This is a genomic window from Halomonas sp. SIMBA_159 (assembly GCF_046536035.1).
GTDB lineage: Bacteria > Pseudomonadota > Gammaproteobacteria > Pseudomonadales > Halomonadaceae > Vreelandella > Vreelandella venusta_A.
In genome coordinates this window covers 19096-44693 of sequence record NZ_JAWJBT010000018.1, presented here as the reverse complement: position 1 = coordinate 44693, position 25598 = coordinate 19096, and the positions used below count along the sequence as shown (strand labels likewise).

The 25598-nt window shown below is 58.7% G+C and carries 24 protein-coding genes and 1 pseudogene; 12 read left to right on the top strand and 13 right to left on the bottom strand.

All coding sequences use genetic code 11. The annotated features are described in order from the left end of the window. Positions 1-231 precede the first annotated feature (231 nt). The 6 genes and pseudogenes from ptsP to R0J87_RS12980 form a co-directional block, all read left to right on the top strand. Positions 232-3102 carry a phosphoenolpyruvate--protein phosphotransferase gene (gene ptsP / locus R0J87_RS13005; protein ID WP_498886621.1) on the top strand — a complete coding sequence of 957 codons (2871 nt, stop codon included), beginning with the start codon at positions 232-234 and terminating at the stop codon, positions 3100-3102. Further along, complete coding sequence (gene pfkB, locus R0J87_RS13000) at positions 3102-4073, top strand: 1-phosphofructokinase (RefSeq protein ID WP_498886619.1); 972 nt, start codon at positions 3102-3104, stop codon at positions 4071-4073. Before ptsP ends, pfkB begins: the two co-directional genes overlap by 1 nt. Continuing rightward, a complete protein-coding gene (locus R0J87_RS12995) occupies positions 4070-5809 on the top strand; it encodes a PTS fructose-like transporter subunit IIB (RefSeq protein ID WP_498886617.1) in 1740 nt (579 codons plus the stop codon). Before pfkB ends, R0J87_RS12995 begins: the two co-directional genes overlap by 4 nt. 236 nt (positions 5810-6045) lie before the next feature. Next, complete coding sequence (gene pgi, locus R0J87_RS12990) at positions 6046-7713, top strand: glucose-6-phosphate isomerase (RefSeq protein ID WP_062374568.1); 1668 nt, start codon at positions 6046-6048, stop codon at positions 7711-7713. Between the two features lie 135 nt (positions 7714-7848). After that, on the top strand, positions 7849-7989 hold the full coding sequence (locus tag R0J87_RS12985) for a hypothetical protein (RefSeq protein WP_498886615.1): 141 nt from the start codon (positions 7849-7851) through the stop codon (positions 7987-7989). An 18-nt stretch (positions 7990-8007) separates the two neighbouring features. Further along, a pseudogene (locus tag R0J87_RS12980) lies at positions 8008-8229 on the top strand (gamma-glutamylcyclotransferase family protein); the annotation flags it as partial. A gap of 6 nt (positions 8230-8235) precedes the next feature. Here R0J87_RS12980 and R0J87_RS12975 read toward each other — a convergent pair. Beyond that, the gene (locus R0J87_RS12975) at positions 8236-8799 is read right to left on the bottom strand and encodes a cysteine hydrolase family protein (RefSeq protein WP_498886613.1); all 564 of its coding nucleotides are present in this window, start codon (positions 8797-8799) and stop codon (positions 8236-8238) included. Between the two features lie 157 nt (positions 8800-8956). On the opposite strand from R0J87_RS12975, the gene R0J87_RS12970 reads away from it, so the two are divergent. Beyond that, on the top strand, positions 8957-10036 hold the full coding sequence (locus R0J87_RS12970; RefSeq protein WP_498886611.1) for a PA0069 family radical SAM protein: 1080 nt from the start codon (positions 8957-8959) through the stop codon (positions 10034-10036). Between the two features lie 38 nt (positions 10037-10074). Continuing rightward, positions 10075-10368, top strand: coding sequence for a winged helix-turn-helix domain-containing protein (locus R0J87_RS12965; protein WP_062360247.1), 294 nt, complete (start codon positions 10075-10077; stop codon positions 10366-10368). Here the strand turns inward: R0J87_RS12965 and R0J87_RS12960 are convergent. From R0J87_RS12960 to coxB, 4 genes are read right to left on the bottom strand one after another with little or no spacing between them, the layout of a single operon-like run. Then, the gene (locus R0J87_RS12960; RefSeq protein WP_498886609.1) at positions 10289-12607 is read right to left on the bottom strand and encodes a heavy metal translocating P-type ATPase; all 2319 of its coding nucleotides are present in this window, start codon (positions 12605-12607) and stop codon (positions 10289-10291) included. The genes R0J87_RS12965 and R0J87_RS12960 overlap by 80 nt on opposite strands. Beyond that, complete coding sequence (locus R0J87_RS12955; protein ID WP_404345391.1) at positions 12598-12942, bottom strand: hypothetical protein; 345 nt, start codon at positions 12940-12942, stop codon at positions 12598-12600. Before R0J87_RS12955 ends, R0J87_RS12960 begins: the two co-directional genes overlap by 10 nt. 4 nt (positions 12943-12946) lie before the next feature. Next, positions 12947-15472 (bottom strand): cytochrome c oxidase subunit I, encoded by a 2526-nt coding sequence (ctaD, locus tag R0J87_RS12950; protein WP_498886607.1) that lies wholly within the window; start codon positions 15470-15472, stop codon positions 12947-12949. Then, on the bottom strand, positions 15469-16533 hold the full coding sequence (gene coxB / locus R0J87_RS12945) for a cytochrome c oxidase subunit II (protein ID WP_498886605.1): 1065 nt from the start codon (positions 16531-16533) through the stop codon (positions 15469-15471). The genes ctaD and coxB overlap by 4 nt, the downstream gene beginning before the upstream one ends. 68 nt (positions 16534-16601) lie before the next feature. On the opposite strand from coxB, the gene R0J87_RS12940 reads away from it, so the two are divergent. Beyond that, positions 16602-17060 carry a DUF2231 domain-containing protein gene (locus R0J87_RS12940; RefSeq protein ID WP_404345388.1) on the top strand — a complete coding sequence of 153 codons (459 nt, stop codon included), beginning with the start codon at positions 16602-16604 and terminating at the stop codon, positions 17058-17060. A 49-nt stretch (positions 17061-17109) separates the two neighbouring features. Here the strand turns inward: R0J87_RS12940 and R0J87_RS12935 are convergent, their stop codons facing one another. The 8 genes from R0J87_RS12935 to R0J87_RS12900 form a co-directional block, all read right to left on the bottom strand. Next, complete coding sequence (locus R0J87_RS12935) at positions 17110-17535, bottom strand: HemJ family protein (RefSeq protein ID WP_062360239.1); 426 nt, start codon at positions 17533-17535, stop codon at positions 17110-17112. A gap of 92 nt (positions 17536-17627) precedes the next feature. Beyond that, entirely contained in the window at positions 17628-18491 is an 864-nt protein-coding gene (locus R0J87_RS12930) for a DUF2797 domain-containing protein (protein ID WP_498886602.1), read from the bottom strand. Continuing rightward, positions 18475-18759, bottom strand: coding sequence for a YeaC family protein (locus tag R0J87_RS12925; protein ID WP_404465879.1), 285 nt, complete (start codon positions 18757-18759; stop codon positions 18475-18477). The genes R0J87_RS12930 and R0J87_RS12925 overlap by 17 nt, the downstream gene beginning before the upstream one ends. 41 nt (positions 18760-18800) lie before the next feature. Beyond that, complete coding sequence (locus R0J87_RS12920; RefSeq protein WP_498886600.1) at positions 18801-19652, bottom strand: rhomboid family intramembrane serine protease; 852 nt, start codon at positions 19650-19652, stop codon at positions 18801-18803. A gap of 215 nt (positions 19653-19867) precedes the next feature. Next, positions 19868-20854: a metallophosphoesterase gene (locus tag R0J87_RS12915; RefSeq protein WP_498886598.1), complete on the bottom strand. Its 987-nt coding sequence runs from the start codon at positions 20852-20854 to the stop codon at positions 19868-19870. 1 nt (position 20855) lies between these two features. Beyond that, the gene (locus tag R0J87_RS12910) at positions 20856-21788 is read right to left on the bottom strand and encodes an NAD(+) kinase (protein WP_498886596.1); all 933 of its coding nucleotides are present in this window, start codon (positions 21786-21788) and stop codon (positions 20856-20858) included. 112 nt (positions 21789-21900) lie between these two features. Next, on the bottom strand, positions 21901-22770 hold the full coding sequence (locus R0J87_RS12905; protein WP_404465874.1) for a carboxylate/amino acid/amine transporter: 870 nt from the start codon (positions 22768-22770) through the stop codon (positions 21901-21903). An 86-nt stretch (positions 22771-22856) separates the two neighbouring features. Beyond that, positions 22857-23405, bottom strand: coding sequence for a YqaE/Pmp3 family membrane protein (locus R0J87_RS12900; RefSeq protein ID WP_498886594.1), 549 nt, complete (start codon positions 23403-23405; stop codon positions 22857-22859). A gap of 144 nt (positions 23406-23549) precedes the next feature. On the opposite strand from R0J87_RS12900, the gene R0J87_RS12895 reads away from it, so the two are divergent. The 3 genes from R0J87_RS12895 (at position 23550) to R0J87_RS12885 (ending at position 25497) form a co-directional block, all read left to right on the top strand. Continuing rightward, positions 23550-23957, top strand: coding sequence for a CBS domain-containing protein (locus R0J87_RS12895; protein ID WP_404345379.1), 408 nt, complete (start codon positions 23550-23552; stop codon positions 23955-23957). A gap of 289 nt (positions 23958-24246) precedes the next feature. Continuing rightward, entirely contained in the window at positions 24247-24606 is a 360-nt protein-coding gene (locus tag R0J87_RS12890) for a hypothetical protein (protein WP_498886592.1), read from the top strand. Between the two features lie 27 nt (positions 24607-24633). Further along, the gene (locus R0J87_RS12885) at positions 24634-25497 is read left to right on the top strand and encodes a helix-turn-helix domain-containing protein (RefSeq protein ID WP_498886590.1); all 864 of its coding nucleotides are present in this window, start codon (positions 24634-24636) and stop codon (positions 25495-25497) included. The last annotated feature ends 101 nt before the right edge of the window (positions 25498-25598 follow it).

Sequence of the window (25598 nt, the reverse complement as noted above, 5' to 3'; positions counted from 1 at the left end):
TTCCCCCTAAATGAAGACGGCAGTTTAGCAGCCGTTTTACCCTCTTCAGACCAAAGTCTAAAAAGACAACCCTTGTGTCCAAAAGTGAATCGATTCAGCATAGCCAACTATACACAGGTGACACGATTCATCCAGCTAACCACAACGATCTACGACTAACGTTTTATGCGCGCACTTTCGCCGCCAATCGCAGACGTTGCCGTTGCCTGACCGCGTTTACAGGAGACCCCTATGTTGACACTCGGCCCCGATGACATCTTGCTCGACCGCCACGCGGACAACTGGCAAGCTGCGCTCGACAGCGCCGCCAACGCCCTGGCAGAGGCTGGCTTGGTTGCGGCCGAGTACCGCGATGGCCTCCACGCCCGCGAAGCGCAGTCCTCAACGTACCTAGGCAACGCAATTGCCATTCCCCACGGCACTCCGGAAAGCCGCCATCACGTCAAACGTACCGGCGTGCGGGTGCTGCAGTTCCCTCAGGGTGTACAGTGGCACGACGGCAACACCGTACATGTGCTGGTCACCATTGCGGCACAAAACGACGAGCACCTAGATATTCTGCGCCAGCTTACCCACGTACTCGACCGCGACGGTGTAGCAACCGAGTTGGCCCGCGCCAGCTCCGCCGCCGATGTTGCGCGCCTGCTCTCGAAGCCGTCATTAGCACCGCGCCTGGATGCCGATACGCTGTGCATCAACTTCCCCGCCCGCGACCCGCAGGAACTGGCCCTGGCGGCGGCAGCGCGGCTGCGTCAAAGCGGCTGCGTGGATAACGGCTTTATTAGTGCCGTGGCGAGCGCCCAACCCCAGTGGCTGGGCAAAGGCTTATGGCTTTCAAGCCACGCTCAAGGAGTGAACCAGCCCGCCCTAGGCGTGGCGACCCCCGCCGATAGCACCATCGAGCACGGCGGTCATCCGGTTCATGCGCTGTTCTGCCTGGCCGCCAGCGGCGATGCCCACCGGCCGCTGCTCGAGCAGCTGATGGCGGTACTAGAGAACGGCGAAAGCGACAGCTTTGTGGGCAAAAATAGCGCCCAACTGCTGGCAGCGCTGGCCGGTGAAACCGCCAGCACCCAAACCCGCCGCGTGCGAGTTCTGAACCCCCACGGCCTGCACGCTCGCCCGGCTAAACAGCTGGTACAAATCGCCCGCGCCCAGCCCATGCCCATCAACGTGCGCCTGGAAGAGGGCAGCGCCACCACGGTATCTGCTTCCAGCTTGACCAAAGTGATTGGTTTGGGTGCGCGCCGTGGCCAATGGCTAATCTTCTCTGCCGAGGGCGAACAGGCAAGCGCCGCGTTAGATGCCATTGCCGCCGCTGTCGAAGAGGGCTTGGGTGAAAAAGTCACGCCGTTCGACGGGGGCCGCGATGCCACGCCGGCTGCCAACGCCAGCAAGCCTGCCGTGGAGCCGCTGGCCGCCGACAAGCCGCACACCGGCGTGGCAGCCTCCCCAGGGTTAGCGATTGCCCCGGTATTTGTTATTCGCCCGATGCAGTTTGATTACCCTGAGCATGCCAGCGACCCCACCCAAGAGATCGCACGCTTAGAGGCCGCTCTCAAAGAGGGCGCTGCCCAGCTGCAGGCGCTGGTACACAACGCCCCTGGCGGCGAAGTGGCCGACATTCTCTCTATGCACGAAGAGATGCTCGACGACCCCGAATTGCACCAGGCGGCGATTGACGCCATCCGCGAAGGCCGCTCGGCGGAAGCGGGCTGGTGGGAAGCTATCGACACCGCCGCCCACGCCCAAGAGATGCTGGCAGACCGGCTGCTGGCCGAACGCGCCGCCGACCTGCGCGATGTAGGCCGCCGCGTGCTCGGCGTGCTTTGCGACGTTACCCTGCCCGAGCCACCCGACCACCCCTATATTTTGGTGATGGACGATATCGGCCCCTCCGATGTAGCCCGCTTAGATACATCCCGCGTGCGTGGCCTGCTGACCGTTCGCGGCGGCGCCACGGCGCACAGCGCTATTCTGGCTCGCGCCCTTGGCATTCCTGCGGTAGTCGGTGCCGGTGAAGCGGTCATGGCGCTACACAACGGCGGCATGATGATTCTGGATGGCGAGCGCGGTCGCGTAACTTCGCAGCCGTCTGAAGAGCGCCTGCGCCGCGCCGAGCAGCAGTTGCTCGACCAGCAGCAGCGAGAAGCGGACGCCTGGGAGCTGCGCTTTGAGCAAGCGCAAACCCGCGACGGCCACAAGGTGGAAGTGGCTGCCAACCTCGGCAACACCGCCCACGCCGCCGATGCGGTAGAGCGCGGTGCGGAAGGGGTCGGCCTGCTGCGCACCGAGTTCTTGTTCATGGCCTACTCCAGCGCTCCGGATCTCGCTACGCAAATCGCCGAATACCGTGAAGCCACCGATGCGCTTAATGGCCGCCCGCTCGTCGCCCGCACCCTGGACGTCGGCGGTGACAAGCCGCTGCCCTACTGGCCAGTGCCTCAGGAAGACAACCCCTTCCTCGGCCTGCGCGGTATTCGCTTAGCGCTGACCCAACCAGACGTGCTGGAAACTCAGATTCGCGCACTGCTGATGGCCGCCGTCGGCAAACCGCTACGCATCATGCTGCCGATGGTTAAAGACGTAGCCGAGTTCCGCGCGGCGAAGGCGATTTATGACCGACTTCTCAAAGAGATCGCACCCCAGCAGCGCGCCACCGACGTACAGCTTGGCGTGATGATTGAGGTGCCCTCCAGCGCCTTGTTAGCACCCACGTTGGCCGCCGAAGTCGACTTCTTCTCAGTGGGTACCAACGACTTAACGCAGTACACCCTCGCGATTGACCGTGGCCACCCAGAGCTTTCTGCCCAAGCCGATGGCCTGCACCCGGCGGTACTGCGATTGATTCAAATGACCGTTGAGGCCGCCCATGCACAAGGCAAATGGGTCGGCGTGTGTGGTGAACTGGCTTCTGATGCCATGGCCGTGCCGGTTCTGGTGGGCTTAGGTGTCGATGAACTCTCGGTGAGCGCACGCCAAATCCCGCTGGTCAAAGCCCGCCTGCGCGAGTTTGACCTTGCCCAAGCCCAGGCCAGCGCCCAGTTAGCGCTGAGCAAAGCCACCAGCGACGAAGTCCGCGACGCCTTGGAGGCCAGCTAATGGCACGAGTTGTCTGTATTACGCTGAACCCGGCGCTGGATCTCGCCTTCAACCTGGATGCGCTGACGCTGGGGCATGTCAACCGCCCCACCGGCGCGCAGCTGGAAGCCGCAGGTAAAGGGGTGAACGTCGCGCGGGTATTGGCAAGCCTGGGCCACGAAGTGATTGTCAGTGGCTTCTTGGGCGAAGAGAACGACGCCCCTTTCAGCCTCGCCTTCCCCCGTTACGGCGTCGAAGATGCCTTCGTGCGGGTGCCGGGCAACACGCGCATCAACGCAAAACTCGCCGAGCAGAGCGGCCGTGTGACCGACATCAACGGCCCCGGCATGCCCATCGAAGCCGCCCATCTGGAGGCTTTACGCACCACGCTAAGCGGCCTGTTTGAAAGTAGCGCGCCGCCTGAGGCCGTGGTGGTCGCGGGCAGCCTGCCCCCCGGCATCGACCAGCCCGCGTTTGGCGAGCTGCTTGCCTTCCTGAAAGGTTTCGGGGTGCCGCTGTGGGTGGATACCAGCGGTCCGGCGCTGCTCACGGCGATTGCCGCGCAGCCTGCCGCAGTAAAGCCTAACGAAACCGAGCTGGCCGACTGGGCCGGTAGCGCCCTTGATAGCGACCAACAGCGCCAAGCCGCCGCCGAGCGGCTGCACGCCAGTGGAATCGAGCACGCGCTGATTTCAGCAGGTGCCGAAGGCGTTCTATGGGTGAGCCAGCACGGCACCTGGCAATCCACGCCGCCGACCGTCACCGCCACCAATACCGTTTGCGCGGGCGACACCTTTGTGGCCGGCATGCTCCACGGGCTGCTGAGCCAGCACTCGCCCAACGATACGCTTCGTTTCGCCACGGCGCTTTCTGCCGAAGCGGTACGCCATGTCGGTGTGGGCACTTCCCACGCCGATGATTTTGACTCACTCCAACAACAGACCCGGGTACGGCGTCTTGACGACACCCACACCGAGGGAGCCACGCGATGAACCTAATCCTGATTACCGCCTGCCCCAGCGGCATGGCGACCACTTTCCTGGCCGCCAAGCGCCTAGAGCAAGCCGCCACGCGGCTGGGCTGGAACGTTCATGTAGAGATGCACGGCGAGATTGCGCCACTGCAAGCCGCCAGCGCCGAGCAGATTGCTAACGCCGATTTGATCGTCGTGGCCGCCGACCATGTACCCGCTCCGGAACGTTTTGAAGGCAAGCGGCTATTCCAGGCTCCTATTGCCAGCGCCCTGCCCGACCCCAGCGCCTTTTTAAGCCAGGCCAAGCGGGAAGCACCGATTTACAGTGCCCCGGCAGCCACTGCTGCGGCCCCGGCCAGCAGCGGGAATGGCAAAAAAATCGTTGCCGTCACCGCCTGCCCCACCGGCGTTGCTCACACCTTTATGGCCGCCGAAGCGCTGGCCGAAGCGGGTAAGGTCATGGGCCACCAGATTCGCGTGGAAACCCAAGGCTCAGTGGGCGCGCAAAACAAACTCACGGAAGCGGAAATCGCCGACGCTGACGTGGTCGTATTGGCCTGCGATATCGAAGTGGATCCTTCACGCTTTGCAGGTAAGCGTATTTATCGCACGTCTACCAGTAACGCGCTGAAAAAGCCGCGCCCGACCCTTGAAGCCGCTTTCACCGATGCCGCCGTTGAGGACGGCACCAGCGCCGCCAGCAGCAGCGCCACCGCCAAAAAAGGCATGAAAGAGAAAGGCGTCTATAAACACCTGCTGACCGGTGTTTCCTTTATGCTGCCCATGGTGGTGGCGGGTGGCTTGTTAATAGCCCTCTCGTTCGTGTTCGGTATCGAAGCGTTCCAGGAAGAAGGCACCCTGGCCGCCGCGCTGATGCAGATTGGTGGCGGCACGGCCTTCGCGCTGATGATTCCCGTTCTGGCAGGTTACATCGCCTACTCCATCGCCGACCGCCCTGGTATTGCCCCCGGCATGATTGGCGGCATGTTGGCCGCTGAGATTGGTTCAGGGTTTATCGGCGGTATTCTGGCCGGTTTCCTGGCGGGCTACGTGGCCCTCGCCGTCACGCGCTACGTGAAACTGCCCTCCAGCGTTGAGTCGCTCAAACCGATTCTGATCATCCCGCTGATTGCAAGCTTGGTCACCGGCCTCACAATGATCTACGTGATTGGCGAGCCGGTGGCTGCCGTGCTGAGCGCGCTCACCAACTTCCTGGAATCCATGGGCTCGACCAATGCCGTGCTACTGGGCATTCTGCTCGGAGCCATGATGTGCTTTGACCTAGGCGGCCCGGTCAACAAAGCGGCCTACACCTTTGGCGTCGGCCTGCTGGCCTCTGAAACCTACGGCCCAATGGCCGCGATCATGGCCGCCGGCATGGTGCCCGCAATTGGTATGGGTATTGCCAGCTTCGTGGCGCGTAACAAGTTCTCTGCCCCCGAGCGCGAAGCGGGTAAAGCCTCGTTCGTGCTGGGCCTGTGCTTTATCAGTGAAGGCGCGATTCCGTTTGCGGCGAAAGACCCGCTGCGCGTGATTCCAGCCTGTATCGCCGGTGGCGCGGTCACGGGTGCACTCTCCATGCTGGTGGGTGCCAAGCTGATGGCCCCCCATGGCGGTATCTTCGTGCTGCTGATTCCTAACGCCATTACTCCCGCTCTGCTTTACCTGGGAGCCATTGTGGTAGGCTCTTTGATTACCGGCCTGGGCTACGCGTTTATCAAGCGTGATGCTGCCCAAGTCGCCGTTGCCAGCTAAAGGCGGCACACTAAGGGCGAGGCAACCTCGCCCTTTTGCTGTTTAGTCAGCCGTTCAAGACGTCCACCACCCCGCTGTTTTATTAACCATTTTTCTTACCATTTATCGCTAACTGTTGTTCTCAAACGCGCAATATGTAGTATTTTTACATAAATAACAGCGACGCCAGGGCGTCGGACACGCCCCGTTAGCGATAACGATGTAAAACAGATGCAAAAACAACAGGACCGCCCGTTATGTTTCAACTCACTCGCAGCGTTACTTGGCAGGCCCTAGAGCGCCTGCGCGATAAAACCGCCAATGACCGCATTCGTGACTACTTTACGAATGATCCGCAGCGCTTTGAAAAAATGAGCCTGCGCGTCGGCGGCCTCTTTCTAGATTACTCCAAGCATCAGGTATCGGATGAAGTGCTGGCTAAACTGATTGAGCTAGCCGACCACTCCGCCCTGGTACAGCGCCGCGCCCAGATGTTCTCTGGCGACATTATCAACGTGACCGAGAACCGTCCGGTACTCCACACCGCCCTACGCCATTTGGGCGATGAGCCGGTGTATGTGGACGGCGAAGACGTGATGCCAGAAATCACCCGCACCCGCGAGCAGATCAAGCTGTTCTCGGAAGCGGTGCGTAGCGGCGAGTGGAAAGGCTATAACGGCCAGCGCATTAAAGACGTGGTCAATATCGGTATTGGCGGCTCGGACCTCGGCCCCAACATGGCGGTGCGTGCGCTGTTGAAGTATCGCCATCCGGAACTGCACTTCCACTTCGTTTCCAACGTGGACGGCACCCATATTCAGAAAGTGCTGTCGCGGCTAGACCCCGCCACCACGCTGTTTATCGTCTCTACCAAAACCTTCTCCACCCAGGAAACCCTGCTCAACGCCAAGACGGCACGACGCTGGTTCCTGGAAAACGCTGGCGAAGACGCCGATGTGGGCGCGCACTTTATTGCCGCTTCCACCAACCGCAAAGCGGCGATGGAGTTCGGTATTCGCGAAGAGAACGTGTTTGAGTTTTGGGCCTGGGTGGGCGGCCGCTACTCCATGTGGTCTTCCATCGGCTTGCCCATTGCGCTCTCGATTGGCTTTGAAGGCTTTATCGAGCTGCTGGAAGGCGCCCATGAGATGGACCGGCACTTTATCGAAGCGCCTTTCGCTCAGAACATGCCGGTACTGATGGCGCTGATCGGCATCTGGTACATCAACTTTATCGGCGCGGAAACTCAGGCCATCGTGCCCTACGACCAAGCGCTGAACCAACTGCCCTCCTTCCTGCAGCAGTTGGATATGGAGTCTAACGGTAAGTCGGTAGATATTTTCGGCCACCCGGTGAACTACAAAACCGGCCCGATTGTATGGGGCCAAACCGGCTCCAACGGCCAGCACGCCTTCTTCCAGCTGCTGCACCAGGGCACGCGCTATGTGCCCATCGACTTTATCGCTTCGCTCAAGCCGGAACCGGGCGTGGAAGACCACCACTTCGCCCTGCTGACCAACATGCTGGCCCAAGCCAACGCCTTTATGGAAGGCAGCCAAGGCGACAGCAAAGAGCTTAGCCAGCTCGACCCCTACAGCTGCCCCGGCAACCGCCCCTCCAGCACTCTGCTGCTCGACGAGCTAACGCCGAAAAACCTGGGCGCGCTGATTGCGCTCTACGAACACAAGGTGTTCGTGCAGGGCGTGATTTGGAACATCAACTCGTTCGACCAGTGGGGCGTACAGCTAGGCAAGCGCATTGCGGGTGAAATCAGCGAGCGCATCGACGCCAACGCCGCCGACTTCGACGCTTCTACGCAGGGGCTGCTTGAGCTGGTGCGCGCCCACTTTCCGAGCAGCGCACGCAAAGCCGATAGCGCCGAGCCAGCAAGCAGTGATAAAAAACCGGTGCGGAAGAAGCGTTAGGTTAAAAGGTAGGTAAGCACAGCGCCTTGGCAGACTGCCAGGGCGCTTTTGGGTCAACGCCTATTGAGTGGCTCTCAACCGTCGTAAATCGGCGTGTAGCCGTGGCTTATTGAACATTGTGAAAAGGTGAACGTCATGCGGCATCTTCACCAAGCCATCCAGCACTGCCCACGAGTAGCGGTATACGGCACGTTAAAGCACGGCCATCGCAATCATCACTGGTTAAACGGCGCTGACATGCTGGGCCAAGACCGTTTAACAGAGATTACGCTTTAGGACCTTGGCCCCTACCCAAGCGCTAAGCTCACGCCATCCACAGGCGTTGCGGTGGAGGTGTATGCCATTAACGCTGAACAGCTAGCGCGGCTGGATGAGCTAGAAGATTACCTGCATAACTCTCCCGACAAGGGGATGTACGACCGAAGGATGTTGGCAACCCAACATGGCGATGCCTGGTGCTATATCTACAATCCACCGGTTGAGGCAACGTCGCAGATCAAGAGCGGAGAGTGGTAAAACGATTTACAGTAAGGCCAACGCCTCTTCCGTACTCACAATCTCCGCATACTCCCCGTCTAAATTCGCCAGCGACATCGCATGCACCTCTTCGGCAGTGCGATAGGTGCCGGCGTAATCTTGCTTTGCGAACGTGAAGGTGGCATCGCTCACCACGTAAGCATCGAAGCCTAAATTCCCCGCCGAACGTACCGTGGCTTCGACCGAATTACTGGTACTGACGCCTACAATGACCAACTTATGGATGCCGCAGGCACGTAGCCAGCGCTCTAACCCAGAGTGCGTGAACGCATCGGGCACGTTTTTATCGACGATATGCTCGGTAGCGAGTGGCTCAAACGCAGGCTGGAACAGCACGCCGCTCTGCCCAGGCCAAAACGGTGAGCTGGGCGTGCGGGAAAGATGGCGTACATGCACGATAGGCCCGCCTTGGCACCGCCAATCGGTCAGTAGACGCTGAATGTTGGCTTCGGCTTGCGGGTTATTGCGCTCTCCCGCTTTTTCAGTCGCCATGCCTTGCTGCATGTCGATAATGATCAGCGCTACGCGCTGATTCTTCGTCGCGTACATGCTTTCCCTCCTGCAATCATCCAAGTAAGACGTCCCTCTTTCCCCAAAATACCATTAGCGCTGTCGTGGCTGTACTGCCCGCTTGGTTGCGGTGCTGGGCAAACCCCATACACTGTATTTATAAACATATATATTGATACTACGTATGAGGTGGCAGATGACATCACTGGATCTCTCTCGCGCTACCGTGCATAAAGGGCGCGGTGCAACCTACGACCCACATAACCGCTTTGCCCCTACCCGCAGCGTGGCAGAGGATGACGGATGGTGGCAGGAAGAAGCCTCTATCTCACTGGCAACAGAAGTGCGCGAGGAAGCCAGTAAAAGCGCACTTTCTTGGAACAACTCGCCAGATTTACCTTTTGATCGTTCGCTTAACCCGTATCGCGGCTGTGAGCATGGCTGTGTCTACTGCTATGCGCGTCCCTCCCACGCCTATTGGGATTTATCACCGGGGCTGGATTTTGAAACCAAGCTGATCGCCCGCCACGGGCTGGTGGAGCATTTAAAAGAGGAGCTTTGCCACCCCCACTATGTTTGCCGCCCCATTAACCTCTCCGGTAATACCGACTGTTACCAGCCGCTAGAGGCCACCTACCAAACCACTCGCCGCTTACTGGAATTGCTGTTGGCTTGCCGCCACCCGGTGACGCTAGTGACGAAAAGCACGCTGATTTTGCGGGATATCGATCTACTAGCAGAAATGGCGGAGCATCGCTTGGTGCGGGTGTTCGTGAGCTTGACCAGCCTAGACGCTAACCTAAAGCGCACGCTGGAACCCCGTGCGGCATCGCCGCAGGCACGCCTGAAAGTGATCCGCGAGCTAAACACGGCGGGAATACCGGTGGGCACGCTGGTATCGCCGATTATTCCAGGCCTGACCGACCACGAAATTGAGCGCATTCTGGAAGCCGCCAGCCGCGCCGGGGCGCGCACCGCCACCTGGATGCTGCTGCGGCTGCCCCACGAGGTCGCGCCGCTGTTTGAAGCGTGGCTAGAGGCTCACTACCCCGAGCGCGCTGCCAAGGTGATGAGCTTGATGCGTCAGTGTCGGGGCGGTAAAACCTACGATGCGGCCTTTGGTAAGCGCTTTCGCGGCGAGGGGGTATTCGCTGACTTAATCGCCCAGCGGTTTCAGCGTGCTAGCCGCCAGTGGAACATGCAGCCACGCACCGAGCAGGGGCTGAATACCCGTGATTTTCGCCCGCCCCGGGCACAGGGGGATTTATTTGATTAGACTGCAGGAATACCCATCACTAAGAAGACGCCCTCTCCATGTCGCTCAGCAAAACAAAATCCAGCTTTTACCGCCGCCTTTACGTGGCCCACTTGATTGAGCAAGGCGTGGCCAGCGTACCCGCGCTGATGGAAGCCACCGGCATGCCGAGGCGCACCGCCCAAGACACCATTACGTCCCTGGGGGAATTGGATATTGAGTGCGTGTTTGAAAAAGGCGACGGCGAGCGCCACAACATTGGCCACTACACCATTAAGCAGTGGGGCGCGATTGACCCTCAGTGGGTGGCATCGAACGCTGAGCGGCTGGGGCAGGCATTGGGCTATCGCTAGCCTCGTCAGGCTCTTCCCACGCAAGGCGCGCTGTGTTTAACATCACGCTGAGCGAGCTTGCTGCCATCGCCAGCACGGCGGCCAAGGGCGGTACCGCCATCATGATCACCAGCCCAAGCGCCAGCGTGTTATAGAGTGCCGAAAACACTAGGTTTTGCACCATCACTCGGCGGGTGCGCTTAGCCAGTGCCAATAGCCTCACGATACCGCTCACCCCAGGCCAAAGCAGCTGTGCGGCGGCTCCGTCGCGGGCGGCTTCGCTGGCTTGCATGGGGGCGACACCTACCCCGGCTTCGGCAAGGCTCAAGGTATCGTTCACCCCGTCGCCCACATAGAGCGTGGGCGACGGCAACCCTTTGAGAAGTGCCGCTTTGGCTTCCGGCGAACGCTGGGCGTAGCACGCGTTTTTTGCTAACCCCACCTGCTGGCCAAGCCAGCCCACCGGCCCCTGGCGGTCGCCGCTGATCAGCGCCACGATGTACCCTGAGCGCTGTAGTTCAGCAAGGCTCGCTTTCGCATCGCTTACCGGCTGGTCGGCACAGTAGAGCGTGGCGAGCCAACCGCGGCTGTTGGCCACTACCACCTGTGAAGCAAAGGCGTAGTCAGGGTGTTGGGCGTTATCTGGCAAGGGCGCGCCAAGCTGCTGCTCTATCCATGCAGCGCTACCTAACCACCACTGCTCTCCGTTTTGAAACGTTACTTGCTGGCCTTTGCCGGGATGCTCCTCAAGATGAAGTACGTTATGAAGTACTTTATGAAGTGCCTTGGGCGGCGCTGCTGTTTCAGCCTTGTTCGCCCAGTCCAGCAAACCGCTGGCTAGCGGGTGTTCGCTTTGGCTGACGGCGCTGTGCAGCATCGCCTGAAACATCGCGAGGTCTTCGCCCTGGCGCAGCGCGGCGTGCACTACCTGATGCTGCCCACGGGTGAGCGTACCGGTTTTATCGAAGGCAATGCCGCGTACTTTCGCCAGGGTTTCAAAAGCGGCAGGGTCGCGAAGCGCAATGCCCTGCTGTAACGCTTGGCTGCTACCGGCAAGGCTTGCCAGCGGAACCGCCAGCCCCGCCGCGCAGGGGCAAGCTACCACCAAAACAGACAGCGCACGCACAGCAGCGTCTTCCAGCCCAAGGCCCAATAGCAGCCCGAGTGGGAGTGTCAGCACAGCCAGCAGCAGCGCTACGGGGCTTAGCCATGAGGCAAAGCGGTCGGCCAGCTTGTGCAACTCGCCCTTTTTTGCCTGGGCGCGGCGCATTTGCTCGCACAGTTTATCCACCCGCCGCTGGCCGACGGTGGCCGTCACAGTCACCTTCAAAGGCGCTGCGTTTAGCCCCGCCGCATAGCGGCAGCCCGCGTATACACGCTGCCCAGCATGCAGGTAACGGGGCACGCTTTCCCCAGTGAGCGTGGCGGTATCCAGCCAGCCGGGCGTTTCCAGCAGGCCATCCAAGGGCACCTGCTCACCGGGGGGCACTTCAATCACGGCTCCCATGGAGACTTCCCCAACGGGCTGCGTGTCGCGCTGCCCGCCTTGGCAAACTACGACATCAGCCTCCGGCAGCCGCAGTGCATCAAAGGCCTTAAGCCCCCGCTGCCTGCACAGGGTTTCGACCAGCCGGCCCACCAGAAGTAGCACAATCAGCATCACCGCAGTATCAAAATAGACCTCTGAAGAGCCGCGCAGCAGCAGCCCTACCGATACCGCCATGGCGCCAAGCACACCCAGGCTTACCAATACATCCATGCCGGGGCGTCGGGCCAATAGCGTGCGCCACCCCGCTCGGTAAAACGGAAAGCCGGAATAGAGCACGACGGGCAGTGAAAAGGCACCGGCCACCCACGCAACGACCAGCTCTATGGTGGCATTGGGCAGCGCGCCCACGTAGATCAGCAGCGACGCCAGCATGGTCCACATACCCAACACTGCGCCTACAATCAGGCGCAGCGTGAGGTATCGGCTCTCTTGGGCTAAGCGCTGCTGGGCATCTTGCACTGGCTCTAGCTCGCTCAGCCGATAGCCCAGCCGCTTCACCACGGGGGCTAGCACCGCCAACTGGGTTGCTGCGGGAGCGCCGTTTACCCACACCGTTGCGGTAGGGTAATGAACGCTGGCCTGAGCGACCCCCGGCAAGCGGGCTAGCGCGCCCTCTACCGCCAGCGCACAGCTGGTGCACCACATGCCATGAAGCGTATAGAGCGGTGCGTCGTCATTAGCAGGCGAGTCACTGTTCACGGTTACAGACAAGGCGGCACGCCAATGATGGGTAGCCCCGCAAACGCCACGCCAAAGGCAGAAAACAAGTAGAGCCAACCGGATACCACGGCATGAAAGCGCTGACGCCCCTGATGCTGCTTGGCTGTGCGGCAGCACCCCCAGGCCAACAGCACAAGCCCAGCAGCACAGAGAAGGGTAAAACCGCCCAAGCCTGCGTTGAGCAGAGTGAGTGATCTGGCCTCCGGCGGCGGTGGAGACACCGCACAGGCCACCGATAGGCCGCTATACACTGCCACAAACCAAACGCTCCAGAGCGTTAGCCCCACTATCAAATGGATAGGGTGGGTAAAGTTAAGTCGTTCCATCGCCCTACCCTCCTAACACGCGGGGCAACACCGCCAGCGCCCCTATGAGCAGCCCAAAGGTGACCACGTTATAGCGCCAAAGCAAGGCTACTACGCCCGGCTCGAAGGGAGCATGAGCGCCCACATAGCCATAGCCCACACGAAGCCCTTGAAGCACGGTCAAGACGACCGCTAAACCGCCGTGGAACAGGGCGTAGACAAGGCCGACCAGCATCACCGCATCGTGGGAGGTTTGTGTGGGAGCAAGTTCGGCTTGCCACAGCGCCCAGCCCGTTAGCCCCACTTGCAGTGCACCTAACACAGCGGCTAAATAGAAGCCTACGCCTAGCCCGGCATCACGCTGCTGGCGCAGCCCGCGCACCAGCCGCTCCATCACCACACATCCGGCCAACACCGCCACGCCCGCTGCCAACATAAGCATGAGCGATAGCGGCGGCGTCTCCGGCATCTGCCATTGCGGTGAAACGGTCCAGAGATAGAACCAGCCAAATAGATAAGAGAGATAAAACGATCCGTTGGCGATAAGAAAAACACCCATCGCCCAAAGGCCCGGGCCGTCCATCGTGCGCGAATGGAGCGGTGGGTCGCCTGGTTTTACGCCCGCATCCGGTGCCGCTTTAGGATGCGCCCCGTTCTCCCAGGACCAGCGCAGCAGGAAGATACCGGCAATTATCACGAACACGCCTGCCAACGGGTACACCTTGGTCAGCAGGCTCAGGCACACCACCGCCAGCGCGGCAGCGGCAAACAGCGGCCACCAGGAGTTACCGGGCAGGTGTATAATCTCGCGCACCTTGCCTGAAATTGGATCGGTGCCCCACATCTCTCGCCTGCCGTGGGAGGCCACCGCCAGCGAGTGCTTACCCTCGGCCATGGTATGCGGCAGGTTCGGGTCATCCCACAGCGGGTGCCGAGTTTCCACACTGGGGAGGCTCACAAAGTTATAGGCGCTGGGCGGCATGGTGTTGGCCCACTCCAGCGTATCGGCATTCCAGGGGTTATGCTTGGCGGGCTTGCCAAACCGGAAGTGCAGCGCGATATCCAGCAGCACCATGGCAATCCCTGCCGAGAGCACAAAGCTACTGATCGACGAGAGCAGGTTAAAAATCTCCCAGCCCGACCCCGCTTCATAGGTGTAAATCCGCCGGGGCATGCCAAGCAGCCCGGTCCAGTGCATGATTAAGAAGGTGCCGTTAAAGCCCAGGAAGGTAAGCCAAAACCCCCAGCGCCCCAGGTTTTCGGAGGGCATTCGTCCAGAAAAGAGCGGCAGCCAGTAATAAAGCCCGGCGATCAGCGGGAAGAACATGCCGCCCACCAGCACATAGTGCATGTGCGCCACCACAAAGTGGGTGTCGTGCACCTGCCAGTTAAACGGCACCAGCGCCAGCATGACGCCGGTTAACCCGCCGCACACAAAGATAATTAAAAAGCCCATCACCCACAGCATGGGCAGCTTCATTTTGGGTTTGCCAAGCCAGAGCGTGGCTATCCAGACAAACACCTGAATCGCCGTGGGCACGGCCACCAGCATACTGGCCGCCGAGAAAAACGCCTGAGCCAGCTGCGGAATGCCAATGGTGAACATGTGGTGAACCCACAGCCCAAAGCTGATAAAGCCCATGATGGTGATCGCTGCCACTACCCAGCCGTACCCCACAATGGGCCGCCCGGCAAACACCGGAATCAAGGTGGAGACAATACCAGCGGCAGGCAGGAAGATGATGTACACCTCCGGATGGCCAAACAGCCAGAACAGGTGCTGCCAGAGTACCGGGTCGCCGCCGCCCGCAATTTGGAAAAACGGCATGCCTACCGCCCGCTCAAGCTCCAGCAGCACGCTGCCGAGTATCAGCGGGGGGAAGCCCACCACGATCATTAGCGCCATGGCGAGGATATACCACGCAAACAGCGGCATCTTATGCAGCGCCATGCCCTGGGTGCGGGTGCGTAAGATAGACACCACCAGCTCCACCCCCGCCGAGAGCGCTGATATCTCCACAAAGGTGATGCCCAGCAGCCAAAAATCGGAGCCCAAATCCGGGGCAAACTCTTTACTGCTCAGCGGCGTGTACATAAACCAGCCGCTTGAAGGCGCCATCTCAATAATTAGGCTGGAAGTGAGGATAATCCCGCCAAACAGGTAGCAGAAATAACCCAGCGACGTTAGCCGTGGGCACACCAAGTCACGGGCACCAATCATTTTAGGGATCAGGTAAATCGCCAGCCCCTCCAGCATAGGGATGGCGAACAGAAACATCATCACCGTGCCGTGCATGGTGGTGACCTGGTTATAGATCTCCGGCGACATAAAGTCCTGGTCGGGCATCGCTAGCTGGGTACGCACCAGCATGGCGAGAATGCCGCCAATCAGGAAAAACACCATCCCGGTGATCATAAAACGCAGACCTAGCGTTGTATGGTTCACGATGGTGAGGGCCTTTAGCCCTTTCGGGTTACCCCAAATGTCATGTAGGTCTTCGTGTAACTGCTGCGGGTCTTGCTCTACCGCCTCTTGATTCACGCTCTTCATGGGGTCAAGGTCTCCAGCCAAGCACCCAGGGCATCCAAGGTGTCCGTATCAATATCATCGTGGGCAGGCATTTTATTGCCCGGCTTCAGCGTTTGGTGCTGCTGCAGCCACTGGCTCACCGCGCCCTCTTCCATGGCCATCACACCGGCACCCAGCATCGAACGGCTACCTACATCCGAGAGGTTCGGCCCTACATCGCCCTGGCTGACGCCAGCCACTTGATGGCAGCTCGCGCAGTGGATCGCAAAGGCCTCTCTTGCGCTATCGTGGGCTGAATCTTGGGTCGCTAATTCGCTTAGCTCAGCGTCCTGTCGAGCCGCTAGCCATGCATCGAATGCTTCACGAGGCACGGCTTCGACGTACAAATGCATATGCGCATGGCCCACCCCGCACAGCTCGGCACACTGGGCACCAAATACGGCGGGCTCATCAGCTTCCAAACGGATTTTATTCACCCTTCCTGGCAGCATGTCGATTTTGCCGCCCAGGCGCGGCACCCAAAACGCGTGAATGACATCCGCGCCGCTCACATGAAAATCCACCGGCTCCCCTGCGGGCATGACGAGCTGGTTAGCGGTGACGACTTCGCCGCCTTCGGCGCCTGGGTAGCGCACTTCCCACCACCACTGATGGCCGATCACTTCAATCACTTCAGGCGGCTCGCCTAGCGGGAGCGGCAGCATGCGTTGCCCAGCGGGCACCCCGAACATCAGCAGTGCAGTCACACTGGTGATCGGCAACACAAGGCCTCCACCAATAATCCAGCGGCGGGCAATGCGTCGTTCTTGGGCAGGCGTGCGCTCTACGTTGCGCGGTTTGAAGGCATACAGCCAAACCACGGTGACACCGACCAGCACGATAGTGGCAAAGCCCAGCATTACCCACCAAATTAACCGAACGTCTCGCGCGGCGGGCCCTGCAGGGTCTAAGATAGATCTGTCGCCAGTACAGCCCGCGACACTGAGCAGCAGGCTGAGCCCAAGCCAGCAGGCAGCTTGACGGGCTCGCCGCGATGTTAAACACGACATGATGGCGGACGTAGCGCTATCGCGTTCCCTCATTAGCGTTTTCCCTGAAATGCAGTTGATCTGTCCCATTTTTTCGCTTTGTCTAACCACAGGAAGTGACGATGACACCTACTCCCCAACGCTCGATCAAAAGCCGCGCGTCGCTGGCGGGGCACCCGCTCCACCCGGTGATGATTCACTTCCCGGTGGCGGCCCTGATGGCACTGGTCGCCTGCGATATCGCCTACTGGTATACCCAAGATACGTTTTGGTTGCGCGGCGGGCTTTGGCTGGCAGGTGTCGGCGCGTTTGGCGGCTGGATTGCGTCGGTGGCAGGCATCATTGACTTGGTGTCGGTAGCACGGATTCGCCGTTTGATCACGGGCTGGAGTCACGCGATAGTCGCTGTCGTCATGCTCTCTCTGGCGTCGCTGAACTGGCTGCTGCGTTTCACTGAGCCCGATGCGGTGCTGCCATGGGGGTTGGCAATTTCGCTGGTAACGGCCGGTTTGATTGCTTTGGCTGGCTGGCTCGGTGGCCAGCTGGTGTACGAGCACGCGGTGGGCGTTGAAGTAGAATAGTAACCCGAGCGGCTCAGTGGCAGCCCGTAATAGGACATTGGCCATTGAGCTAGCTCCACTCCAGCGGTTTAGAGAGCACAAACCCTAGCACGCCAAATATGCCCACCAGCGCCAGCAGCAGCGCACACAGGCTGGCTGTCTTCACCCCTTTAAAAATGCCCATTTCCAAGCGCAGGATAAGCCAGCCAAAGCAGCCATGAGCGGCCACCATTAACACCACGGCCCCTAGCTTGAGTATTAGCCAGCCCCCTAACAGGCCATGCAACAGAAATAGCAGCGTGCCTGATGCAATCGCCGCAAGGGCCGCTGGCGTGGCGATGGAATTATAGAAAAACCGCGGCATAGGCGGCGTACCCTGGGCAAAGCCAGCGTCTTTACGTAGCTGCAGCGCTTGCAGTAGCAGCGCTGGCAAATAAAGAAGAGCGCCGCACCAAATAACCAGCGCGGCGATGTGCAGCAGTTTTAGCCATGGCATCAGGGCTTCCTTGCGTGACGAGAGCAGAGTCTATTGTGTCCCTGATAACCTTAGTCAACCGATACCATGCTGGCTAGGCAAAACGCCAAGTTTTACTCCACCGAAATTTCATAACCTGTGAATTTACGTAGATTTATCACACCCGTGTCGAACATGAGGTACTGCCCTTTCACGCCCTGAAGAATGCCTTCAACCAGCGGCTGCTTATCAAAATTATGAGAGACCACCTTGCGAGGAAAGGCAGCAACGGGATAGTCGAACTGCAGAGGAGCCTCATCCAACGTGCGGATGGCGTCCTCGCCGTGAACACTGCGTAGCTGGCTTAAGCCGTCTGCCAGTGTGTTCAACAATCGGTCACGCTCAGCGCGCAGATCGAGTGGTTCTACCTCACCTTTTAACATGGCACGCCAGTTAGTGCGGTCGGCCACCTGCTCTTTAAACAGCATCTCGACAAACCCGGACTGCTGGCGGGTATTCACTTCAAGAATCGGCAGTGCCTGAATAGCGCCTTGATCCAACCAGCGGGTGGGCATTTGGGTTTTGCGGGTAATCCCCACCTTCAAACCGGAAGAGTTAGCCAGATAGACGATGTGGGGCTGAAAGCAGTGCGCCTCACCCCACTCCGGCTCGCGGCAGGTGCCTTGGTAGTAGTGGCAGGTTTCTGGCTTCATGATGCAGGTATCGCACTGTGCCAATCGCTTAAAGCATGGGTAGCAGTAGCCTTGTGCAAAACTTTTTTTGGTTGCCCGGCCGCAGTGGGTGCAGGCAATAGCCCCGCTCCATGAAAGGCGCATCGGTGAACCGATACGCTCATTCAACGCCACCCGATGCTCACCTGCGCGCAGTTGGTAAACCACCTGTTCGTCTTGGCGGCTAGGCAGCGCCGCCGCCATTTTTTGCAGACACCCTTTAACGGGAGAAACCTCTGGGATTAAAAAATCAGTCACGCGTGGCATCCCGGCCAAGGCCCGCCATTTCGGGGCTAACGCCTGCGCCGGTAGCACCGGCACCACAGGTACGCCGCTCTAGATATCCTACGCGGCTCTCTTCCGGCACGTTGTTTTCGGCTTCAAAGCGCATAACCGCCTCTAAACACAGCTCGGTCTGCTCCGGCGTCAACCGGCGGCCATCGGGCCATTTTCGCAGTGAGACCGCCTGCTTCAAGCTCTCATAAATCGCAGGCGTCATCTGGTTGATCATTTTATCGAAGGTCATATCGCTCACGGTCAGCACCTCACGTGTTGGCTGCTTTTAAATTGGCGGCGTTAAGCTTTGCTGCATTTGGAGGAATAATACCAGCCTGTGGCGAGCCCCACGAGGAGCCCGCCTAAGTGGGCTTCGTTGGCGACGTTACCAAAGCCGACGGTGCCTGCAATATCGGTCATGGTGAACACCATCCAGCCGAGCATAAATACCACCAGCATTTGCGGCACAAAGAAGCCACTTTTCGGAGCACGGCGGGACATTAGCCATACGTGAGCAAGGAGCGCATACACCACGCCTGACATTCCCCCAAACAGAACTGTCCCGGTGACATACTGAGCAACGTTGGCGCCAATGCCTGCCACAATGAGCAGCAGCAGCATCATTTTACTGCCTTGGCGCAGCTCAATTTGCCGACCGAAGTACCACACCCACATCAGATTAAAGATCAGATGCATCCAGCCAAAATGCAGAAATGCCGGCGATAAAAGCCGCCATACCTGCCCCCCCATCACGGTGTCTGCCAGCGACCCATACACCAACTGCCCGCCAGAAATACCTACCGGCACGATGGTGAGAGCCACGATTAACAGATCACCGAAAACGCCGGTTAACGCGAACACCGCCAAGCTCACCACTATCATCAGCGCGGTAACGGGCACTTGGCGGAGGTTGGCAGCCATACTGAGAGCAGCGCGTGGCCGTTGTGGCCGCGCGTCGTCCAAAATGAGAGCCTCGCCGCGCTCCCAGCGGCCAACTAATGCGCGCAGTTCATCATGCTGGCGGGGGTCGGCAACCCAGAGCAACTGGCCGTCTGTTTCGTCAGTAATCCGATGGCCAATGCGGTAATGCCATAATGCTTTGCGCAGTGCCTGTGTATCTGCGCCCGAGGGCAAGAGCATGACTGGATGCATGGCATCTCCCTTTTATCCTGGTTGTGGTGCATCAAGTTTAAATGCGCCTTAGCGTTCTTTTGCCAACGGATAAACAAAAAAAATCCGGCGGAGGGGGCCGCCGGATAAAAGCAAGGGATCATTCAAGGGAACACTTACTCTGATAACCGGCAACGGGGTTAGTTCAGCAGTTTTGCAAAAATTATGTAACCATATGTAATGACGATGAAACGCGCTTAATCAAAATCAATTTCCCACGGCTTTGGCAGCGCGCGTTCCTCTTTAGGCACTTGAATCCAAACGAAATGATCGGCGTTTAGCTGAGTTTCACCACTCCAGCGATAAGCCACTAAGCGGCCAAACTTAACGGCGCTGTAATCTAAACAAGCAATATTGACCGCTGGCAACGCAGGAATTCCTTCGCACCAGTAGTGGCCGATAAACAGCGGCGGCTGTTCTGGGCCGTAATAACTGAGCCGCTGTCGCTCAGTCTCGGTAAGCGCACGGGTTTCTAAATCGCCAGGTAAGTTATCCGGCTGAAAGACCACATCACCCCACTGCTGAGGGTTTGCTGCCCAAAAATGGGCGCGGAAGCTTTGCCGAGTAAAGCCATCGCCTGAGTGGATGGCAACGCCTTGAGGTAACGGTATATGGGGGCCGCGAGTGAGCCGATCTAGAATTCGATACGCTTGAGAGGTGGGGTCGGTGGATTCCACCAGGAACTGGTTATCCATCTGCGCCTTGGGTGCACGCTGTTTTAGCTCTTCAATCAGCGCATCATCCCAGCAGGCGTGTACCACGCGAATGCCGTCCAGCTCTAAAAAGAGCGGGATAGTCTTAAACCAAGCCAGCGTATCTTCCCACTCGTTGGTGTGGTCGCGGTACTGGTCGAGAGTATCTTGAATGATGCGGTTGTGGCGCGGGGTATGCTCTCGCAGCCAACGCTTACCGCTGCCAGCGGGCGCAGGCTGAGTATAGGCCAGCGCATTATACTCGTGATTGCCCATCACAATATGTGCTTCACCCGCCTCTACCATGCGCCGTGCAATCGTGACCGCTAGGCGAATACGCGGCCCGCGATCAATCAGGTCGCCCAAAAAAATCACTTTACGCCGAGGGTGGCGGTACACGCCGCCGCGCTGGTGGTAACCCAGCTTCTCCAACAAAGCCGCTAGCGTAGCGCCGCAGCCGTGGATATCACCGATTAAATCGTAACCCTCCATATCAATCCCCTAGCCGATGGCTCCAGCCGAGTTTACTGCGCAGCACATCGTAGAAATTGTGCCCAATAGGGTGCACGAGCTGAACGCGCTCCGGCTTACGGGTGATAACCAACACATCATCTGGCTTGGCCACCGCCCGAGTTTGCCCATCACAGCTAATATGGGGGTAGGTCTGATTGGTTTCGCCGATATGAATACGAATTTCACTGGCCGCATCAATCACAATGGGCCGACTGGAGAGCGTATGGGGAAACATGGGCACCAGGGTCACCACATCCAGCTTCGGATGCATAATCGGCCCGCCACCTGAGAGCGCATAGGCGGTAGAGCCGGTCGGTGTGGCCACGATAAGTCCGTCGCTGCGCTGGCTGTACACAAACTGCCCATCAATAAACAGTTCAAACTCAATCATGCGCACCGCTTTACCAGGATGCACAACGACTTCGTTCAGCGCATCGCCACTGCCCACCGCGACGCCATTGCGGTAAAGCACCGCATCCAGCAGGAAGCGTTCTTCAACCTCAAACTCCCCTTCCAGCACTTCGCCTACCCGAGTTTCTAATTCATCTGGAGAGATATCCGTTAGAAAACCCAGCCGCCCACGGTTAACTCCCAAAATCAGCGTACCGCTGCGACACAGTGTACGTGCCGCTCCCAGTAAGCTGCCGTCTCCGCCCACTACTATCACTAGGTCACACAGCTCACCCAGCATACGGCGGCTGGCTTCAGGTAAGCCGTGTTGGGGCAGCGCCGTGGCGGTGCGATCCTCGATGAGTACCTTATAGTCCTGTTCCGTTAAGTAACGGACCAAGCGTTGAAGCGAGTCGACAACCTTGTCGCTGCCTAAGCGGCCAATCAAGCCAATCGTCTTGAACGGCTTCGCTGGGTGACGAAGGCCACCGGAGGTAGAATCTGACGATGGGGTGTTAGACATGGGCGGCTCTCGCTAGCATCAGCCCACATTATGGAGAGGAAGGCGGTATCGAGCAAATCACTCGGCACGGTAGCGGTGAGCCTACCGCGCCGGGAAAAATCAGCGGCTTAGCTTAAGCAACCGCAACCTTGCGGCGCTGAAGCCACCAGTGGTTGAGCCACAGTGAGGCGCCCATGATGGCCGCCCCCAAAAGCAACTTGCCCATATCCGCATCGCGATTCCAAATCACGAGGTTAACAATGAGCCCGGCAGGGACAAGCGCATTGTTCATAATCGCCAGGGTGCCTGCGTCTACTTTGGTCGCTCCTTGGTTCCAGGCAAAATAGCCGACGCCCGAAGCCACCAGCCCCAGCCACGCAAGAACTCCCCACTGTAGCGACGTCGATGGTAACGCAGCGCTGTTACCAAACAGCAAGAAGGCGGGCAGCGCCACCAGCATCGCGCCAATAAAGAACCAGCCAAACACATTATGCCAAGCCAGGGTGGGTGGCAGATCCGCCGCGAGACGACGATAGCCAACTTGCCCAATAGCGAAGCAGAGGTTCGCACCCTGCACGACTAAAAAGCCCAGCCAGAAGCCGCTATCGATCCCGTCATAGCGAATCACGCCCGCACCAATAACGGCCAGTATCGCGGTAATGAGGTAAATAGGAGTGAAGCGCTTGAACATTAGGTCATCGAGCAGCGCGATATACACGGGTGTAAAGATGGTGAACAGCAGCACTTCGGGCACGGAGAGCAGCAAAAACGAGTGATAAAAGAAGGTGTACATGACGCCAAGCTGAATGGCCCCCAGCGCCATCAACGCAAGGCGCTGTTTTCCGCGCAGCAAGCTTGGGCGTAGAAAAGGCAGAAACACCAGCATCGCTAACGTCACGCGCACCAGCACGGCAAAGTAACTGTCCACCTGCCCCGCCAAATAGACGCCAATCAAAGAGAAGGAGAACGCCCAGAGCGCCGTCACACCGACCAAGTAGCCCATCAGTAAACCTCAGAAAAGAAGATAGTTGACGGGGATTATACGCCTTTCATACCCTCTGCCAATGGGCCAAACGTCTCCGGTGGCCTTTAGCGTTTTTTCAGCCAAATGAACGCGTAAATAACGCCGGGTAGCCAGCCTAGTAGCGTTAACACAGCACTGATGAGTACCCGTTGGGCACCGCCTTCGGTCAAGCCCACCGCTAAAGGTGGCAGCAGCACGGCCAACGCGCGATAAGCCAGCGTCAACGTCTCAGGCTCTGGCGGGAGATCGGGGGCTGCCCCTGAAGAGGAAGGCGGCGCCTTCTCATCGTCCGCTTTCGCAGCTGTGTCAGCCTTTATGGGCGGTGGCGTATAGTGCCCCACAGCAGCATTCGCCTGGGCCGACTGGGCTTTTTCGCGCTCAAGCGCCTTACGGTGAGCCTCTTTGTCGATTTTTTGCTCCAGGGTTTCTGCGCCTTCTGCCAGGTCGTCGTGATGGCGCTCCCAATCCTCCCAATCGTGTGGCGTGCCCGACTTAGGACGATGGCTGCCAGCACCACGGGCGCGCTCCCAGGCTTTCTCTTCCAGCGTGTTGGGCCTTTCAGGGTCTCGATCCAGGCCTACGCCTTTACGATTTAAATATTCTCGAGCATCCATTACGGTTCCTCTTCGCGGTTGAGGCCAATTTAAAAAGCGGCAAAGCGTTGAATAACGTCAGTATGGGGGCAGCGCAGGGTGAGTTAAATCACCTACAGTAAGAGAATCGGCTGTGGCCTGTCGATCACGTAAAGGAGTGCTCCAATGAATAAAAAAATCCCGGATACCGTACGCGATATTATGTCCCGCGACTGCTACCGTGTTTCAGGAGAAACATCCATTACTACCCTGGCGCAAGGGCTCGCCCTCCACCGCCTGCCGGGCGCGCCTGTGGTGGATATGGCTGACCGCTTAATCGGCTTTATTTCCGAGCAGGACGTTTTGGGGCGTGTGCTGGACAGTATCTATCATGACGATGAAGCGCCACTCGTCAGAGAGTTAATGCGCCAGGATGTACTCACTACCTCGCCCAATAAAAGCATTACCGATTTAGCACAGGAAATGCTGGGCGCTAAACCGAAAATTTATCCGGTGGTTGAGCAGCAGCGTCTGGTGGGCATCGTCACCCGGCGCGATATTCTGATGGCACTCCTTACGATTCGCCGACATTAGCCACTGCCATTAGCCACTATCATTATACACTGCGCTAGTCCTCAACAAGCAGGCAAAAAAAACCGCTGCTTGAAAAAGCAGCGGAAGCAAGGGATCGAAAACAATAGCCAGAACAACACTATTAGCGACTGCCATCGCGATGTTGCCTGTACACACTCAGACACTCTGCAGAGAAAAAGTTCGCAAAAGGTTAAAATTTTCGTCTGGGCAGGCGCGAGCGTATACTAGACAGCCACTCTCCAATGGGCGCAGAAGCGGGCGCCTAACCTGATGCGGCTGGGAGCTTGACATGGCACTTTACCTACTGGTGTTTGGCGTCTGTGTGCTGGTAATAGGAGCCGTGCTGCTGGTGCTAATGAGCGCAGGAACGCCGCGCTACCGCACTGAGCCGAAAGATCTGATTTCGCTATTTGATAAAGCGCTAGAGAGTAAGGTCAGTGAAACCGAGTGGAACGCGTTGATTGGCTACCCTATTCGTCATGATGAGTATTTAGACAACGTCCGCCGCCGTGCCGCGCATCTTATGGATACTCACGGGCGGCGATGGCAGATTGCGCAGGGCAAGCCGCTACTTAACCAAGAGGGTTACGCAGAGCTAAAAGCATTACGTGATCATTTAGCGGCCCACACAGCGCTTCGTCAGCGCTAATAGAGCAGCAGCGACGAGGAGACCTCAATGCCGAGCACTATCCGTCAAATTCCCCTGGAAAGCGCTACCAAGCATCACTCCCATGATTTTCACCAAATCGTGATTACGCTCTGTGGCTCTTCCGAGTTTGAAATTGAGGGGCTTGGAGGCCGGGTCAATGCGTTTTCCGGCTGTATTGTGCCCGCCAACCATGAGCACTACTACTCTGGAAATGGCCATAATCGCCAGCTGATTTTAGACCTTCCTGAGGATGCTCCCGCCCTCACTGGCGAACACCGAGAGCTGGTCGCGCTATTTGATGCGCCGCGTTTCTTTGCTTTAGACAGCCCGTTACGCCACTACTTAACGTTTGTCGAAAGCGAACTGGCCCGCGGATTTGACAACTCGACGACCTCTTTTCAACAAGACCGTTTGGCAGCCACCCTCCTCGGCTCACTAAAAGCGCGCCTAGGTGCGCCTGGATGTGCTGCCCAACGACGCATCGACCTTGATCAGATCGACCGCTTCATCCGCCGACATTTGGCCGATGAGCTGCGCGTGGCAGACCTAGCCAAACTGGCATGCCTGAGTGAAGCGCACTTTTCTGAACGTTTTAGAGCGCAAACCGGGCTCTCACCCTGGCAGTATGTGCGCAGGCAGCGGTTGCACGCAGCGCGCCAACTAGTGATGCAGAGCCGCCTACCGCTAACCGATATCGCCATTCAAACTGGGTTTGCCAACCAGAGCGCGCTCTCTCATGCGTTTCGCCGCAGCTATGGCGCATCGCCACGTCAGTTACGCCAAGGCTTTGCCGCGCCCTCACTCGATGCCAACAATCGTTCAACGCCTCATTCAACGGCGCTCTCCCCGGCGGCATCCCCCGTGGGAGCAGGCGTACTCGCGTCTCGTTAATGCATTGCTCGCGAAGACGCTCAAAATGTCATCCTGTTTGCTGCTAGCGGCGCTCTCTCAACTCTACTAAAGTCGTAATTAGCAACTTCTTGCCGCGAAAT

What these genes read in the sequence shown, in the direction of transcription:
- ptsP (WP_498886621.1), top strand. Translation starts at nt 232, where the DNA reads ATGTTGACACTCGGCCCCGATGACATCTTGCTCGACCGCCACGCGGAC.
- pfkB (WP_498886619.1), top strand. Translation starts at nt 3,102, where the DNA reads ATGGCACGAGTTGTCTGTATTACGCTGAACCCGGCGCTGGATCTCGCC.
- R0J87_RS12995 (WP_498886617.1), top strand. Translation starts at nt 4,070, where the DNA reads ATGAACCTAATCCTGATTACCGCCTGCCCCAGCGGCATGGCGACCACT.
- pgi (WP_062374568.1), top strand. Translation starts at nt 6,046, where the DNA reads ATGTTTCAACTCACTCGCAGCGTTACTTGGCAGGCCCTAGAGCGCCTG.
- R0J87_RS12985 (WP_498886615.1), top strand. Translation starts at nt 7,849, where the DNA reads ATGCGGCATCTTCACCAAGCCATCCAGCACTGCCCACGAGTAGCGGTA.
- R0J87_RS12975 (WP_498886613.1), bottom strand. Translation starts at nt 8,799, where the DNA reads ATGTACGCGACGAAGAATCAGCGCGTAGCGCTGATCATTATCGACATG.
- R0J87_RS12970 (WP_498886611.1), top strand. Translation starts at nt 8,957, where the DNA reads ATGACATCACTGGATCTCTCTCGCGCTACCGTGCATAAAGGGCGCGGT.
- R0J87_RS12965 (WP_062360247.1), top strand. Translation starts at nt 10,075, where the DNA reads ATGTCGCTCAGCAAAACAAAATCCAGCTTTTACCGCCGCCTTTACGTG.
- R0J87_RS12955 (WP_404345391.1), bottom strand. Translation starts at nt 12,942, where the DNA reads ATGGAACGACTTAACTTTACCCACCCTATCCATTTGATAGTGGGGCTA.
- ctaD (WP_498886607.1), bottom strand. Translation starts at nt 15,472, where the DNA reads ATGAAGAGCGTGAATCAAGAGGCGGTAGAGCAAGACCCGCAGCAGTTA.
- coxB (WP_498886605.1), bottom strand. Translation starts at nt 16,533, where the DNA reads ATGAGGGAACGCGATAGCGCTACGTCCGCCATCATGTCGTGTTTAACA.
- R0J87_RS12940 (WP_404345388.1), top strand. Translation starts at nt 16,602, where the DNA reads ATGACACCTACTCCCCAACGCTCGATCAAAAGCCGCGCGTCGCTGGCG.
- R0J87_RS12935 (WP_062360239.1), bottom strand. Translation starts at nt 17,535, where the DNA reads ATGCCATGGCTAAAACTGCTGCACATCGCCGCGCTGGTTATTTGGTGC.
- R0J87_RS12930 (WP_498886602.1), bottom strand. Translation starts at nt 18,491, where the DNA reads ATGCCACGCGTGACTGATTTTTTAATCCCAGAGGTTTCTCCCGTTAAA.
- R0J87_RS12920 (WP_498886600.1), bottom strand. Translation starts at nt 19,652, where the DNA reads ATGCATCCAGTCATGCTCTTGCCCTCGGGCGCAGATACACAGGCACTG.
- R0J87_RS12915 (WP_498886598.1), bottom strand. Translation starts at nt 20,854, where the DNA reads ATGGAGGGTTACGATTTAATCGGTGATATCCACGGCTGCGGCGCTACG.
- R0J87_RS12910 (WP_498886596.1), bottom strand. Translation starts at nt 21,788, where the DNA reads ATGTCTAACACCCCATCGTCAGATTCTACCTCCGGTGGCCTTCGTCAC.
- R0J87_RS12905 (WP_404465874.1), bottom strand. Translation starts at nt 22,770, where the DNA reads ATGGGCTACTTGGTCGGTGTGACGGCGCTCTGGGCGTTCTCCTTCTCT.
- R0J87_RS12900 (WP_498886594.1), bottom strand. Translation starts at nt 23,405, where the DNA reads ATGGATGCTCGAGAATATTTAAATCGTAAAGGCGTAGGCCTGGATCGA.
- R0J87_RS12895 (WP_404345379.1), top strand. Translation starts at nt 23,550, where the DNA reads ATGAATAAAAAAATCCCGGATACCGTACGCGATATTATGTCCCGCGAC.
- R0J87_RS12890 (WP_498886592.1), top strand. Translation starts at nt 24,247, where the DNA reads ATGGCACTTTACCTACTGGTGTTTGGCGTCTGTGTGCTGGTAATAGGA.
- R0J87_RS12885 (WP_498886590.1), top strand. Translation starts at nt 24,634, where the DNA reads ATGCCGAGCACTATCCGTCAAATTCCCCTGGAAAGCGCTACCAAGCAT.